13 protein-coding genes, 1 tRNA gene and 2 pseudogenes are annotated in these 14,162 nt (G+C 66.6%); 4 read left to right on the top strand and 12 right to left on the bottom strand.

Annotated features, from left to right (window positions below; translation table 11 throughout):
- The first annotated feature begins 7 nt into the window (after positions 1-7).
- Both ACQPY0_RS24625 and ACQPY0_RS24620 read left to right on the top strand, forming a co-directional pair.
- Complete coding sequence (locus ACQPY0_RS24625; protein WP_432993067.1) at positions 8-550, top strand: GNAT family N-acetyltransferase; 543 nt, start codon at positions 8-10, stop codon at positions 548-550.
- Positions 551-675: 125 nt separating this feature from the next.
- A complete protein-coding gene (locus tag ACQPY0_RS24620) occupies positions 676-2,037 on the top strand; it encodes a M1 family metallopeptidase (protein ID WP_432993064.1) in 1,362 nt (453 codons plus the stop codon).
- A gap of 54 nt (positions 2,038-2,091) precedes the next feature.
- Here ACQPY0_RS24620 and ACQPY0_RS24615 read toward each other — a convergent pair whose 3' ends face one another.
- On the bottom strand, positions 2,092-2,880 hold the full coding sequence (locus tag ACQPY0_RS24615; RefSeq protein WP_432993061.1) for an alpha/beta fold hydrolase: 789 nt from the start codon (positions 2,878-2,880) through the stop codon (positions 2,092-2,094).
- Between the two features lie 46 nt (positions 2,881-2,926).
- Here ACQPY0_RS24615 and ACQPY0_RS24610 point away from each other — a divergent pair.
- Both ACQPY0_RS24610 and ACQPY0_RS24605 read left to right on the top strand, forming a co-directional pair.
- Positions 2,927-3,022 (top strand) — tRNA-Sec (locus ACQPY0_RS24610).
- Between the two features lie 226 nt (positions 3,023-3,248).
- Positions 3,249-3,454, top strand: a pseudogene (locus ACQPY0_RS24605) (YrrC family ATP-dependent DNA helicase); the annotation flags it as partial.
- Positions 3,455-3,715: 261 nt separating this feature from the next.
- On the opposite strand, the pseudogene ACQPY0_RS24600 reads toward ACQPY0_RS24605, so the two are convergent.
- The 11 genes and pseudogenes from ACQPY0_RS24600 to ACQPY0_RS24550 all read right to left on the bottom strand — a co-directional run.
- Positions 3,716-3,826, bottom strand: a pseudogene (locus tag ACQPY0_RS24600) (hypothetical protein); the annotation flags it as partial.
- Between the two features lie 207 nt (positions 3,827-4,033).
- Entirely contained in the window at positions 4,034-4,858 is an 825-nt protein-coding gene (locus ACQPY0_RS24595) for a transposase family protein (protein WP_432995377.1), read from the bottom strand.
- Positions 4,859-4,984: 126 nt separating this feature from the next.
- Positions 4,985-5,995, bottom strand: coding sequence for a mannose-6-phosphate isomerase, class I (gene manA, locus ACQPY0_RS24590; protein ID WP_432993058.1), 1,011 nt, complete (start codon positions 5,993-5,995; stop codon positions 4,985-4,987).
- Between the two features lie 14 nt (positions 5,996-6,009).
- Positions 6,010-6,756, bottom strand: coding sequence for a GntR family transcriptional regulator (locus ACQPY0_RS24585; RefSeq protein ID WP_432993055.1), 747 nt, complete (start codon positions 6,754-6,756; stop codon positions 6,010-6,012).
- Positions 6,757-6,847: 91 nt separating this feature from the next.
- On the bottom strand, positions 6,848-8,188 hold the full coding sequence (locus tag ACQPY0_RS24580) for a M20 family metallopeptidase (RefSeq protein ID WP_432993052.1): 1,341 nt from the start codon (positions 8,186-8,188) through the stop codon (positions 6,848-6,850).
- Positions 8,185-8,997, bottom strand: a complete 813-nt coding sequence (locus ACQPY0_RS24575; RefSeq protein ID WP_432993049.1) for a PfkB family carbohydrate kinase — start codon at positions 8,995-8,997, stop codon at positions 8,185-8,187. Before ACQPY0_RS24575 ends, ACQPY0_RS24580 begins: the two co-directional genes overlap by 4 nt.
- Entirely contained in the window at positions 8,994-9,767 is a 774-nt protein-coding gene (locus ACQPY0_RS24570; RefSeq protein ID WP_432993046.1) for an ATP-binding cassette domain-containing protein, read from the bottom strand. The genes ACQPY0_RS24575 and ACQPY0_RS24570 overlap by 4 nt, the downstream gene beginning before the upstream one ends.
- On the bottom strand, positions 9,764-10,807 hold the full coding sequence (locus ACQPY0_RS24565; RefSeq protein ID WP_432993043.1) for an ABC transporter permease: 1,044 nt from the start codon (positions 10,805-10,807) through the stop codon (positions 9,764-9,766). The genes ACQPY0_RS24570 and ACQPY0_RS24565 overlap by 4 nt, the downstream gene beginning before the upstream one ends.
- A gap of 67 nt (positions 10,808-10,874) precedes the next feature.
- Positions 10,875-11,975 (bottom strand): substrate-binding domain-containing protein, encoded by a 1,101-nt coding sequence (locus ACQPY0_RS24560; RefSeq protein ID WP_432993040.1) that lies wholly within the window; start codon positions 11,973-11,975, stop codon positions 10,875-10,877.
- A gap of 166 nt (positions 11,976-12,141) precedes the next feature.
- Positions 12,142-13,155: an SIS domain-containing protein gene (locus ACQPY0_RS24555; RefSeq protein WP_432993038.1), complete on the bottom strand. Its 1,014-nt coding sequence runs from the start codon at positions 13,153-13,155 to the stop codon at positions 12,142-12,144.
- A 475-nt stretch (positions 13,156-13,630) separates the two neighbouring features.
- Positions 13,631-13,927, bottom strand: coding sequence for a hypothetical protein (locus tag ACQPY0_RS24550; protein ID WP_432993035.1), 297 nt, complete (start codon positions 13,925-13,927; stop codon positions 13,631-13,633).
- Positions 13,928-14,162: the final 235 nt, after the last annotated feature.

The raw sequence follows: 14,162 nt of genomic DNA, 5'->3' as shown, positions 1-14,162 counted from the left end.
GCCGGTCGTGGCCCTCCAGCCGATCCACACGGAACGGCTCGTGCTCCGCGAGCCTACCGTTGCCGACGCCGGCGACGTGCTCGTGTTCCGCGGCGACCCCGAGGTCCAGCGGTACAACGACGAGCCCCTGCGCACGAGCGCGGAGGCGGAGGCGTTCATCGAGCACCTGCTGGCCGAGACCGCCGCGGACCTGCGCCGGCACTGGGCCCTGCAGCTCGACGGGCGGGTGGTGGGGCTGATGGGCCTGCACAGCTGGCGCCCGGCGCACCGGCGGGCGGAGCTGGGCTACGACCTGGCCCAGGCGCACTGGGGCCGCGGCTACGCCGGTGAGGCGGCCCGGGCGGTGCTGCGCTTCGGGTTCACGGCGATGCGGCTGCACCGCGTCGAGGCGCGCACGATCGCCGACAACCATCGTTCGGTACGGCTGCTGCGCTCGCTGGGGTTCACCCCCGAGGGAACGATGCGCGAGTGTTCGCTGGAGCGCGACGGCCGCTTCCACGACAGCGCGTTCTTCGGCCTGCTGCGCACCGAGTGGGCGGCAGCGCTCTGAGCGGTACGAAATCCTGCCCGGCGCTCGTCGCCCGCCGTCGAGGGTCGCGACTCGGGTCCGCTCGCATTGACAGACATCATTGATACTCGGATGCTGGCCGCACCCCCACGAAGGGAAATCCACCGATGAGCATCCGGCTCCTGACCGCGTTCACCGCCGCGGTCACCACCGCCACCGCCGTCGCCGTCGTGGTCCTCGCCCCGGCCGCGAACGCCGCGATCGACACCACCCGGACCCCGGGCCTGGCGAAGTACACCGTCACACTGAACAGCGACAGCACCGGCGCCTCGTGGACCGGCCACGAGTCCGTCACGTTCACCAACACCTCGCCGACGGCGCTCGCCGAGGTGTACCTGCGGCTGTGGGACAACTACCACGGCGCCTGCCCGTCGAGCACGCCGATCACGGTCACCAACGTGACCGGCGGCACCGCGGGCGCGCTCACCGTCGACTGCACGGCCCTGAAGGTCACGCTCCCCGCGCCCCTGGCCCAGAACGCCACCGGCACGATCGGGTTCGATCTCGGGATCGTCGTGCCCGCCGGGGCCGACCGGTTCGGCCGCGACGGGGCGTACAACTTCATCGGCAACGCCCTGCCGGTCCTGGCGGTGCGCGACGGCGCCGGCTGGCACCTCTCGCCGTACACGAACAACGGCGAGAGCTTCTACAGCCTCATCAGCGACTTCGACGTCACCCTGGAGCACCCGGCGGCGCTGCTGGTCCCCGCGACCGGCACGTCGAGCGACACGCCGGGCGCGAGCGGCCGCACGGTGACCCACGCGGTGGCCACCAACGTGCGGGACTTCGCCTGGGCGGCGGGCCCGTTCACGAAGACCACCGGCGTCTCGGCCGGCGGTTACCGCGTCAACGTGTACCGCACGAGCGCCATCAGCTCCAGCAGCGCCGCCTCGATGCTCACCACGGCGCAGAACGCGCTGGACGCGCACTCGTCCCGCTTCGGCGCCTACCCGTACGCCGAGGCGGACGTGGTGCTGGACAACAACTTCTGGTTCGGCGGCATGGAGTACCCTGGCTTCGTCCTGGACGTGGTCTCCAGCACCGCCCTGGCCCACGAGCTTGCGCACCAGTGGTTCTACGGGATCGTGGGCGACGACGAGTACACGACGCCGTGGCTCGACGAGGCGTTCACCGACTACGCGACCGACCTCTACTTCGGCAAGACTGGCACGAACTGCTGGAACTCGGTGACGTGGCAGTCCTCGAGCGAACGGCTGACCAGCCCGATGTCGTACTGGGACGCCCACTCCAGCCGCTACTCCACGGTCGTCTACGGGTACGGCAAGTGCGCCCTGCACGACCTGCGCCGCACCCTGGGCACGACGACGATGCAGACCATGCTGTACAACTACGCACAGTCCCACTGGTACGGCGTCTCGACCGTGCCGGACTTCAAGGCCGCGGCGCAGTCGGCAGCCGGCTCGACGAGCCTCAGCTCCTTCTGGACCACCCACCGCATCGACGGCTAGGCTGACACGCCGCCCGGACCCGTCGGCCGGGCGGCGTGGCGGCGGGCCCGCTGCTCACGCCCCGGCGTCGTCAAGAAAATCCTCGATCAGCCCGGGCAGCGACGGCGCCGCGGTGATGTCGTAGTGGGTGCGCCCGGGCACGATCGCGAGCCGGTTCGCCACCCGCTTCGACGCGTCCCACTCCGCGTCACGCAGCCCGCCGCCGAGCAGCGCGTAGAACTCCCCCATGTGACTGATCGGGATCGAGTCGGCGTCGGCGTACACCAGCATGGTCCTCGCCTGAATCCGGGCCGCCTCGGGCGACCAGTCGTAGTCGCGCCGCAGCATCTCCCCCATCTTGGTGGCCAGCACCGGCCAGTCCTCGACCCGCGGGGCGACCCGGGCGTAGTTCGCGTACAGCGGCGAGGCCTTCATCCCCTCGGCCACCTCGGGCCCGAGCTGCACCATTCCCGCCAGCACCTCGGGAAACCACCCCGAACGCCGCACCGCCATCGAGATCACCACGAGCCGCCGCACCACGTCAGGGTGCTGGATCGCGACCCGCAGTGAGGTCCCGGCCCCGAGCGAGTACCCGACCACGTCCACCGGCCCCGTCCCCAGCTGCCGGATCAGCGCACTGACGTCGTCCGCCATCGTCTCGTACCGCAGCGGCCGCCCGACATCGGCGGTATGCCCGTGCCCCTGCAGCTCAACGGCGATGACCCGCCGCCGGGCGGCCAGCGCGGTGAGGAGCCCACCGAACATCTCGATGGTCCAGAACCCGCCGTGCAACAGCACGAGCGGTTCCCCGGCGCCGTGCTCCTCATACCAGAGCGAGACCCCATTCACCTCGGCATACGTCATGGCCCTGACGATAGCGGCCGGTGGGGCTTCGGCTAGGCTGAACGATGGAGGCGTACAGGCGGCTGGTGCCCCTCCCAGTCTTCAAAACTGGTGTGGTCCGGAACCCGGGCCAGGCGGGTTCGATTCCCGTCCGTCTCCGCCAACCAGCTCGGACCCGCCTGAACTCTCGTCTCACTCGATCGCACCGGTGCCGAGCTGCGACTGCTGGTCCCCGTCATGGTCAGCTCATCCCGTCTCGGCAAACGCCCATTTCGTGACACGACCCGACAATGCCGACAGTGGCATGGCGGGTCATCGGGCTGGTGTCGGGTCAGGGCGCCGCCGAAATGCGGTGACCGGTCTGGCGGTTCGGCGGGTGGGCGGGCACGATGGTCGCCGTGACCGCGACCGGCGCCTCCACCCGTCCGTCGGGGGCTGCGCTCGAGGCGGTGCTGGAGCGGCTGACATACGTCAACGAGAAACCGGCTACACCGTGGCCCGGGTCGCGACCAGCCGCGGCGGGGACGAGCTGTTGACCGCGGTCGGGGCACTGCTCGGCGCCCAGCCCGGCGAGAGTCTGCGTCTGGTCGGTCGCTAGTCGAGCCACCCGAAGTACGGGCGGCAGTTCGACGTCGAGTCCCACACCAGGGCACGGACGCGTGGGTGGCGGCGATCGCGGCCTGCAGGCCGTAGGGGCCGAGGCCGCGAGTCGATGCCATGCCGAGCGCGGCCAGCCCACGGCGAATCGCCGAGAAGTCCCACCGCCGCCGGTCCTGGTCCTCGAGCAGGATCGGCGAACCGTCCGGGCCGGGAAGCGCGCGGCCGTCAGCTCGCACAGCGCGATTAGGCCGTGCACCTCGGGCTCGGCCGGCTGCAGCGCGGCGAGCGTGCGGGCCAGCCGGATCGCCTCGTACGCGAGGTCTGGGCGCAGCAGCCGGTCGCCCGACGTGGCTGTCGACCCCGACACCCGTGACACCGGGGGCACGTATCAACGTGCTCGGTGGCGAGGAGTGCCGACAACGACAACCGAGCCATCGCCTGCAACCTTCAGATGCCCGTCTCCGTGCCCGATGAACGCCGCATCGCCTGGCGCAAGGGACACGGTATCCATCTTGGTGTGAAGCTCGACTCGCCCCGTGAGGCCCAGGGCGATTCGGGGACCATTGAGGTGATCTCAACAAGGAATCGGCAGGTAGCGGTGCTCGAAATGGGTGAGCGCGAGTGCCGCTTTGACGAAGTCGCCGATTCTGGTTGGGCTGGCGGTGGTGTGTTGCAGGGCGTGCCAGCGGGTGGTGAGGAGTGCGAAGCCGCGTTCGCCGCGGCAGCGCATCGATCGCAGCAGGAGGTTGTAGGCGCGGTTGTCGATGGCCAGGGCGCTGCCGTCGGTGGGCTGTTTGACCGGAGTGTGGACGCCGCGGCCTGCGCCTTCGTAGCCCGAGTCGGCCAGGGTGGGCAAGTCCAGTTGCGATGCCGCCCAATACAGGGCAGCGAGGACGTCGTGATCGTGGGCGACGGTCAGGTCGTGCAAATGCCCCGGTGACACTGGTGCGGTCCAGATCGGCAGGCCGTCCGGGCGCATGATCGCTTGGATGTTCCCGCCGAAGTCGCGGTGCTTGCCGGAATACCAGGCGTCGATGGTTTTGCCTTTGACACTGGTGGTGGTTTGGGCGCAGCGGTCGGTGGTGAACACTTTGCCGTCCAGGATCACATGGGACCAGCCGTCCTCGGCCACGCGGCGCAGCGCGTCGTGGAGGTCCGGGGCGGTCGCGGCGAGCAGGGCGGTGACCTCGTCGCGGTAGCGGTAGGCGGTGGCGCGTGACACGCCGAACCCGGCTGCGAGGAGGGTCAGGTCCTCGCGTTTGCGGTACCAGACCAGGACCAGCAGGGCGTGATACCAGCAGGTCAACGCTCGTGTTCCGCGTCGTGTTCCGCGTCTGCGGCGGTCGGCGCGTAGGAGCCCGGCGACGTGGTGGACCAGTTCCCTGGGAACGTCGAGCATGGCACGATAGGCGATCACTGGGGTCCTCACCGTGGGCGGGTGTTCTTGTGGTGAGAACTGCCTACCGAGGGCCCCAGCCCTCTTCCAGCACCGTCCACATTGGACGTAATGTCCGTGTCGTCCAAATCAGCCAGCATTCCTCGCTGAGATCACCTCACTGAGCGGGCAATCGACGTGGGTGTTGGTGGCCTCCGCGTTCCAAAGCACGAACTCTTCGGCTTCGGGTACGAATAGTCGGCCTTCGGATTCGATTGGCACTTCCAAGGTTGCCTCGGCGTCAAAATCCACCGAACGCAACAGCGCGTCGATGTCGACGAGCTTTCTCGTCAGGCCTGCGCGCAGTACGGTGTCCGAATTTGCCATGACTTCGACCGCGAGCCCGTCCGAGTATGCATGGATCATTCCAGCGGGAACGAAGATCGCCTCACCGGGCGCAAGTACAACACGCTTCAGCAAGATCGCTGCCGCTACTCCCGGATCGCCCGGATACTGCGCTGCGAGTTCTGCGAGCCAAGTGACCCCGGCGTCCTTGAGCGCCGCGGATCGGACGCTTGCCGCGAACTCGTCGACCTCGGCCGGCGACGCATAGAGTGCGGCTGCTAGAGCGTGCCGGCGTCGGTCCGGCGCCGTGACGTTCGATTGCTTGAGGGTTTCGCTCATGTTGCTTGCCAGCGTCGATCTCAAGGAGCTGAGGTCATCGAGTACGTCTTCAACGTTTCTAAAGCCGACCAGACCCGTGAAGCGCGTTAATGCGAACACCATCTCCGGCTTGTGGAAGGGGTCTTTGAACCGGCGTGAGGGATCGGTTCGTGCGATGCCGGCAGATTCGTCCTCGGCGTAGCCGGCCTGCGCCACCTCCGGCGCCGGATGAACCTGCAGTGAGACCGAGCGGCTCGGTGCCAGCACTTTCAGCAAGAACGGGAGCGACCCGAACTGGCCAAGAGCGTCTTGGGAGTCCTCTTCGAGCAGGTCCAACAGGGTGCGAGTCTCGTTCGCAACCCGACTCGGCAGATCGGGATGCGCTCCGTACCAAACCTCGGCAATCGGCTCGCCGTCCACAGCGACGCCCATGAAGCGCTGAATTCGTTCTGTTGAGCCCCAGTCGTACCCACGCGCCGCGCCGACAATCGGTTTCATTCTGCCTTGATCTCCTAACGGCGCCGAATTACGTTGAACGCGATCTCGCTGCTTCTGTGGTAATCGACGGCGTAGAGCACCCGTAGCCCCTCCCGCGTAATGCAGGTCTCTTCCACGACGAGCCAGGGGTTGTACTGAGTGAGCTCGTGCTTCTGGGCATACTCGGCCGGCAGGTCCGCCGCACTGATGCGCGCAACCGACGAGACGATCGAGTGACCGTGTCCTTCGAGCGCCTTGGTGACGGACATTCCCCAGTCGCGGAAGGCGACGGGCCCCGGGAGGCTGTCCCGTCTCAGGACGTTGATACTGAACACCATCGGCTCGTCACCGCCAAGTCTGAGCCGGACCAGTCGGATGACGGGGGCACCTTCCTCGATCCCGAGTTCCTTGGCAACATGGGCGTCGGCCACGTCCTCGTCGACGCTGAGAACCACGTTCGTGACCGTGTAGCCGAGCCCCTGGAGCATCTCTGTGATGCTTTCGTAAATGGTGACGGGCCGCTCGATGCGCAGCGAGCCGAGAGCCGAGAGGAACCGGCCGCGCCCCTGGATTGCGTTTACGAGTCCGTCCTGCTCGAGCAACTTCAACGCTTCTCGGATGGTGGATCGGGACACGCCGAAGCGCTCGGACAGCTCCGGCTCCGTGGGGAGCTGGTCACCTGGTCGCAATCCCTCTTGGGAGATCATCAGGAGGATCTCCTCCTTGAGCCGAGGGGCCATTGCCGACCGTTTCGGCTGCCGGGACGTGTCCAGTGCGCTCACCGCTGTTCCTCCCCTCACCCCCGAGGTCGAGGGCGACGCTGTCTACACTCTACGCGCTGCTCATCAGGCGAATGTGAATGTGTTCATACGTTTAGTTGGTTCCACACCAGCTCAAAGCGGTGCGTGCGATCAGCCTGGCCGCTGCGGTGATGTTCTCCAGCGCGACGCGCTCGTTTGCGGCATGTGCGTTTCGGACGTCCCCGGGTCCGCAGACGAGGGCCGGGATGCCAAATGCCTCGTAGAAGTTCGCGTCGGATTGGGCCGCCGCTGTGATTGGCGCGTCCAACGGAGTCACGCGACCGTCGATGCCGGCGAGTTCTGTGCGTGCACTCATCACTGTTTGAACGAAGTCTTCACTCGGGTCCGTATACGCCGGCGGCCAGGTATCGGTCCAGATGAACTCGACGGGATGCTCCCGAAGCCAGGGATCCATCTGTGATGCGAGCCGGATGTGCTCTTCGACCTCCGCGCGGATCTGCTCCGCGGTGTTTCCCGGCGGGAACGACAGCAGGTAGTCGATCCGCGCCCGGTCCGGGAAGAAAGGAGCGGCTTCTACACCGATGTCGGCCCGGAGCACGCCCGGATGGATGATGAACGCGCCGGGCGCAAAACTAGGGTGCTTCTTGGTGAAAGCCCACTGTTCCTCGAGCTGCCGCATCGCGTTGTAGACGTAAACGGCCTTGTCGATTGCGTTCACACCGATTGCGTCTCCGGCCCCACCTGCACGGATGGCAAGATTACGGGCTGCCCAATGCGCCGATTTCCCACGAATCGTCAGCGAGAACAAGTAGTTTCCGGCGGCCGCGTTGGACACGTTCAGCAGCTGTGGGGCAGGGGATGTGGGCTCTGCGATCAGAGCGCCGTCGACGGCGTACCCAGCCTCGAGGATCGCGGTGGTTCCGATCTCGTGACTCATCGTCTCCTCGCCGACGACGGAGTGCACGTGCAGATCGCCTTTCAAGCTCACGCCGGCGTTGCGTAGTCCAGCGGCGGCGAGCCACATCGCGGCATGCCCGGCCTTCATGTCCGCAGCCCCGAGACCGTACAGGTATCCGTCCTCGATGACCGCCGTCCACGGGTCGGCGAAGCGGCCCGCTTGCGGCGCGACCGTGTCGATGTGCCCGTTGAGCGCCAGCGAACGTCCTCCGCCCGTTCCTGGCAGCACCCCCACCAGGTTGGGACGCCCTTGCGCGACCTCGATCCAATTGATCTCGAAACCGAGTGGAGTGAGTGCCGCCGCAAGCGCTTCGTTCGCTCGACGTTCCTCCCCTTCATAATCTGCACCGTTCACCCCGGGCTGGAGCGGGTTCACGCTGCGGAACGACACAAGGTCGACGAGTAGCCGTTCAGCCTGTGCGGCGTTACCAGCGATCTCAGCGTCGATCGACTCGAGAACTGCGTTCGCGATGTGGCGCGCGGATTCGTGCGTCATCGTGGGTCCTGTTCGTGTGTTGTGGTGTGCGGCCACCCGGCCCGATGCCCGCATGTGGCCGAAGCGAGGCGCGCCCCGGATTCCAGCGCCTCCTGCAGGGTTGCGCCGTCGAGCCGCGCCGCGATGAAACCGGCTATGAAACTGTCGCCCGCACCGGTGGTGTCGACGACCTTCGCGGGCAGAGCCTGCTGCACAAAGGTGTGCGAGTCATCGCGTGCAAGCGCCCCGTCAGCACCACGAGTGACAACGACAAGGGGAACGCCGGCCTCTCGGACCTCGATGGCGATCGCCTCCGCGTCAGCGTTCTCGCCGGCGGAGAGAAAGGCGACGTCGAGCCCATCGAAGCCGTCGGCGACGGCACAGTCCTGGCTGATGACGCCGTGCTCGACGCCCCCGAGGGCCGACCGCAGTCCGTCTGCCCGCGGAAGCATCCCGATGTGCACCCAGTCGGCGTTCGCTATCGCGTCAAGATCGGCCCCGGAGGGAAAGTAGTCTGCGGTGACTCCGAAATCCTCTCGTTCGAAGACGCGGTCGCCGTCCGGTGTGACACGGATGTCGGTAACCGCGGTGACGCCCGGGAGTGCCACGAGATCGGTTGCCCGAACCCCGTTTGCGTGCAGACCCGCGCGAATGATGTCCGCGTCTGCGTCGTCACCGACGGCACCGAAGTACCGCACGGCCACGCCGGCTCGGGACAACTGCACGGCGACATTGAACGCGTTCCCGCCGGAGAAGCTGACGTTCTCCTCACCGACGTATCGGTCTACCGTGTTGTCGCCGACGACGGCGACCCACCGCCTCTCGCTCATGCGGCCCGGGCCCCGGTCATGATCGCGACGGCGTCCGTCATCGAATGCGAGGTCGGTGTGATGGTCGCCGCACACTTGCCGAGACGTTGAATGTGGATCCGGTCCGCGACCTCGAACACCTGCGGCATGTTGTGACTGATCAAGATCACCGCGACATTTCGATCTCGAAGGGTGCGGACCAGTTCAAGAACCTGATTCGACTCACGCACGCCAAGGGCGGCGGTCGGCTCGTCGAGGACGACGACCTTGGAGCCGAACGCGGCGGCACGCGCGACGGCGACCGCCTGCCGCTGACCGCCAGACAGGTTCTCCACCGGTACGGTCACGTCCTGGAGCGTGGAGATGCCGAGCTCGGTCAGCTCCTTCTTCGCCTTCTCGCGCATGCCTTTCGTGTCGAGGACGCGGAACAGTTTGCCGGCGATTCCATTGCGTCGTTCCTCGCGGCCGAGGAAGAGGTTGGACGCGACGTCCAACGCAGGAGACACAGCGAGGTTCTGGTAGACGGTCTCGATGCCGGCGGCCCGAGCGTCCTGGGGCCGCTTGAACGAGACGAGCTTGCCGTCAAGGAAGATCTCTCCGCCGTCAGGGACCTCCGCGCCCGTGAGGCACTTGATCAACGTCGACTTGCCGGCGCCGTTGTCTCCGATGATGGCGAGGATCTCCCCGCTGAACAGCTGCAGTCCGACGCCATCCAGGCCGACTACGCGACCATAGGTCTTGACGAGTTTCCGTGCCTCGAGAACCGCGGTGGCGGTGGGCTTGGTTGTCATGGCCGGGCCTTCCTGATCCACTGGTCGACGGCGACGGCAACGATGACGAGGATTCCGACGGCGAGCGTCTGGTAGAGGACGTCAAGTTTTGCCAGAGCCAGGCCGTTGCGGAAGACACCGACGATCAGAGCGCCGAGAAGCGTGCCCCAGATGGCGCCGCGTCCTCCGAAGAGGCTTGTTCCGCCGATGACGACGGCGGTGATGGAGTCGAGGTTGAGATCAACCCCGGCGTTCGGACTGGCGGCGTTGGTGCGCCCGATCTGGATCCACGCGGTGAGCGCGACGATCACACCGGCGACGAGGTACACCGAGAGCAAGACGCGGTCCACTCGGATACCGGCGAGTCGCGCGGCCTCCTTGTCGTCACCGACCGCGTAAACGTGGCGGCCCCACGCTGTCTTGTTGAGAACCAATGCGATGAGGACGTACAGGACCAGCATGATTATCACGCCGAGCGTGATGCGAATCTTCCCTAGCGCAAGGATGACGCCGGTGAGGGTGAGCGGATCTGGAAGTTCCGACCCACGGACTGTTGCACCGCCGGTGTACAGCAGGGTGAGCGCGGTGAAAATGCTCAATGTTCCCAGCGTCACGATGAACGGCGGGAGCTTCAGTTGAGTCACGAGCAGGCCGTTCAGTCCCCCGGCAGCGAACCCCGCGACCAGTCCCAGGAGGAGGCAGAGGATCGGGGGGATTCCGGTCGACGCGGCGGTCTGCGCCATCACCATCGCGGCAAGAATCATCGACGCGCCGACCGAGAGATCGATCCCAGCGGTGAGGACCACGAGGGTCTGTGCGATCGCCAGTGTTCCTACTACAGCGACCTGCTGGGTAATCAGCGAGAGATTCTCCGGCCGGAGGAAGCGGTCGTTGAGGAGACCGAAGGCGATGACAGACAAGACAAGGACCACTGCGGGGCTGATGGCCGGATGCCTGTGCAGGAGTCCCCGGAGCCGGGTGGCGAAGGTGGAACGGTCGAGAAACTCTTCGGCGAGGTCGACGGATCCCGTCGCGGGCGAGGTGGGGGCGGGGTTGTTCACGGTTGTCTCCAGAAACTGATCGGGCGAGCGGTGGGCCCTCCGTCGGGGAGGGCCCACCCGGGTGTCGTTAGAAGCAGCCCTTCGCGCCCTCGGCAGTGTCGATGCTCGGTACGCTCTCCTGGGGGTCGTTCGTGATCAGGTTGACGCCGGTACTGACGAAGTCCTTGCCGGCTTCGGGCTTCGGGGTCTTGTGCTCCTTTGCCAGGTCGTAGATGGCCTGGACGCCGAGTTCGGCCATCTTCAGGGGGTACTGCTGAGCGGTTGCCTGCAGGATTCCCTGGTCGACATACTTGACGCCGTCGCAGGAGCCGTCGATCGAGACCGTGATGAGGTCCTTGGTCTTGCCTGCCGCTTTCAGCGCCTCGTAGCCGCCGTAAGAGGCGGGCTCGTTGATACCGTAGATGACGTTGATGTTCGGGTTCTTGCTGAGCAGCGTCTCCGCCGCGGTGCGGCCGCCCTCCTCGGTTCCCTTGGTGGGCAGATTGCCGACGATGGTGTACTTGCCGCCCTTTCCACCTTTGTAGGTGCCCGTCTTGGCTTCATCGCCGTTGACTTTCGGGTTGTTCAGCTCGATTCCCATACCAGCGAGGAACCCCTGGTCGCGGTCATAATCGACCGTCAACACCTTGTCCCCGAAAAGATCAAGCAGAGCGATGGTGGCATCTTTGCCGTCCAGCTTCTTTGCGGTCCACTCGCCGACAAGCTTGCCGGCCTGGAAGTTGTCGGTGGCGTACGTGGTGTCCACGAGAGAGGCCGGGTCGGGCACGGTGTCCAGGGCGATCACGTATAGCCCCGCATTGCGGGCACGCTTGATCGCGTCGAAGACGCTGGGACCGTTCGGGGTGATCAGGATTCCCTGGTCGCCCCGGGAGATCGCATTCTCGATCGCCTGGATCTGGGTGTCCTCGTCGCCGTCGACCTTGCCGGCCGCGACGGTGAGGTCGACGCCGAGCTTTTCAGCGGCCTTCTTCGCGCCGTCGGCCATCTTCTGGAAGTACGAGGTGCCCTGCGTTTTGATGATGAGCGAGACGGCGACATGACTTCCGTTGGTCCCGGAGTCGCTCGGGGTGGAGGAGCAGCCGGCGACGCCGAGCATTGCGAGGGCGGCAGTCGCGGCCGCGGTCAGGCGTAAGCGTCGGGCCGTGGCCGTCTTGGTGACAGTGGGCATGCGGGTTCCTTACCTGGCGGCCACAGCCGCACGGTTGTGTCTGATGAATCGCACGTTGGTTGGACACATCTCTGGTGAGTCTTTCGGTCGTACTCGTTGTTTCGGTTCGGCTCGGCGGGCCAGAAGGGGCGGGTTGCGCGGCACCCGCCCCTTGGTGTTCGGTGACTCAGTAGTCGAGTCGGCGGTAGTAGCGGCGTGTTGTGAGCGGGTGGTCGCGAACCACCTCAAGGTGCGCGCTGAAACGCTCGAGCAACGTGGCGTGAAGGACATGGCTGACGAGGGCGCGTACGTCCTCGCTCACACCGCGGAGTTCGAAGTCTGCGGTGTCGATGACGGTGAAGGTGTCGGTGACCGTGGGGGTGAACCGCTCGACTCGCTCGGCGAGAGCGCGAGTCGGGCCCTCCCCCTTGAGCAGTACGACACTGACGCCCCCCTCGACGAGTTCGAGGGTCCCGTGAAAGTAGTCGGACGCGTGGACCGGGCGGGTACGGATCCACTGCATCTCCTCAAGAATGCAGGTCGCGAAGTACCACGCCTCGGTCCAGGACGCGCCGGCGCCGGTGAAGATGTGGTAGCTCTCGTCTTTGAACTGCTGCGCGAGCGATGCGGCCCGGCCTTCAAACGCTCGCTTGACCTCCAGCAGCTGCGCGGGAAGGAGCTCGAGCTCGGACACGACACGGTCGTAGTCGGCGAGCTCACCGCGGTGGCGGAGGATCGACAGGCTCAACAGAAGCGACTGCAGGTAGAACGATTCGGATGAGGTGTCGTCGGCAGCGGCGTTGGTGAAGTTGACGTCGACGGCCCGGGCAAGAGGGGACTCCTCGTTGCCGGTGAGACCGATGACGGTGGCTCCCTTCGCCTGAGCGAACGCGTTGACCTCCAAGGCCTCCTTGGTGGTTCCCGACAGCGAAGGGATCACCACGATCGAGTCCGCGCCCAGGTTGCTGGAGTCCACGGCCATCAACTCGGCTGCGTTCTCCAGGAATGCAGGGAACGCCGAGTTCCGCTGCAGCAGCTGAGCTGCGGGCTGCATGAGCACCCCGGCTCCGCCTGCGCCCAGGAAGAAGAGATTCGTGGCTCCCTTCTTGAGAAGGTCGGCGATCGCGGCGTCGAGCGGTTCGGCCAGAGCGACCGCGCCGGCCTGGATCCCGACGAATCGACTTTCATCGAAGTTCAGCATGGGTGCGCTTTCTTGTGCGGCGCACGTCGTGCGCGGCTGTCGTTGACAGTCATACAGATGAGCTGTCCTGTTGTCTGATGACTCGGTGAATCATTGGCCATGAGTATGTGATCGCGTACGACAGCGTGTCAATAGTCCGACAAGTCGCAGCACCGCGGCGGGGGTTCGCTGCCTCGGCGATCCGGCCGACGGCTTCGATGGCAGCGGGCTGGGACCTGGCGGGGGTGCTGAGCGCATCGCGGGCCGCGGGCCGCGGAAACAGGGGATCTGCAGGCCGAACCACCCGGCGGGATCCGCGAGGAACCGGCCGGCCACGCGCCGGGCGGGTCCCGTGGCGGGCCGACCACAAAGATCCGTCTGTGCCGCGAGCAGGGCCAGAAGGTGCCGTCGGTCCTGCTGACCGCCGGTCGTCCCGGTGCTGGACGGCATCCGGGTACCGCGCAGTGGCGACCCGGTTCGACAAGGTCGCGGTGCGCTAGGAGGCCACCGAGCCGGCCGAGCTTGATGCGAGCCCAGCGGTCAGCAGGCCGAGGCGCCAGGGCAGGCTGTTGTACTCGCCGCCGCGGGCCGTCTCGCCGCGGCCGATGTCGGTCGTCCAGGACGAGCCGCCGAAGGTGACGTTCGCGGCGTCGGCGAACTGTTCTCGCTCGCGGCGAGCGGGGTCCAGCTGCCGCCGATCGCCGACGAGGTCCAGGACCGGAGGTGGCGGCCGCGTGCCGATCGCGTCGAGCCGGGTCTGGTAGCACGTTGTCATGTCGGCGGCGTGCTGCATGGATGTCCATCGGGGACGGTGGCGCCAGAGCGGATCGAGCGGGTGCGCGTGCGGTGGCCACCGTGCGCAGCCCGCCCGGCCGGTATCGTCAGGCTCGCGGCGCCGATGGTCCCGGTGCCGCCGACGATCAACAATGCGGCAGCGGGGATGCGGTTTGGTGCTCGTCCACGCGAGCATGGGGCATCCTAGCGTCGCTAGGCGATCGGCGGTTGTGCACGCGATGCCGTGCCGAGAG

It is taken from the genome of Dactylosporangium sp. CA-233914 (genome assembly GCF_050942935.1).
Classification (GTDB): domain Bacteria; phylum Actinomycetota; class Actinomycetes; order Mycobacteriales; family Micromonosporaceae; genus Dactylosporangium.
The sequence above is the reverse complement of the archived record's forward strand: the minus strand, read 5'-3'. Positions and strand labels throughout refer to the sequence as shown.

Bases quoted from the DNA above. Each gene is read 5' to 3' on its own strand.
- ACQPY0_RS24615 (WP_432993061.1), bottom strand. From the start codon at position 2,880: ATGACGTATGCCGAGGTGAATGGGGTCTCGCTCTGGTATGAGGAGCAC.
- ACQPY0_RS24550 (WP_432993035.1), bottom strand. From the start codon at position 13,927: ATGCAGCACGCCGCCGACATGACAACGTGCTACCAGACCCGGCTCGAC.
- ACQPY0_RS24570 (WP_432993046.1), bottom strand. From the start codon at position 9,767: ATGACAACCAAGCCCACCGCCACCGCGGTTCTCGAGGCACGGAAACTC.
- ACQPY0_RS24620 (WP_432993064.1), top strand. From the start codon at position 676: ATGAGCATCCGGCTCCTGACCGCGTTCACCGCCGCGGTCACCACCGCC.
- ACQPY0_RS24595 (WP_432995377.1), bottom strand. From the start codon at position 4,858: ATGCTCGACGTTCCCAGGGAACTGGTCCACCACGTCGCCGGGCTCCTA.
- ACQPY0_RS24555 (WP_432993038.1), bottom strand. From the start codon at position 13,155: ATGCTGAACTTCGATGAAAGTCGATTCGTCGGGATCCAGGCCGGCGCG.
- ACQPY0_RS24560 (WP_432993040.1), bottom strand. From the start codon at position 11,975: ATGCCCACTGTCACCAAGACGGCCACGGCCCGACGCTTACGCCTGACC.
- ACQPY0_RS24580 (WP_432993052.1), bottom strand. From the start codon at position 8,188: ATGACGCACGAATCCGCGCGCCACATCGCGAACGCAGTTCTCGAGTCG.
- ACQPY0_RS24575 (WP_432993049.1), bottom strand. From the start codon at position 8,997: ATGAGCGAGAGGCGGTGGGTCGCCGTCGTCGGCGACAACACGGTAGAC.
- manA (WP_432993058.1), bottom strand. From the start codon at position 5,995: ATGAAACCGATTGTCGGCGCGGCGCGTGGGTACGACTGGGGCTCAACA.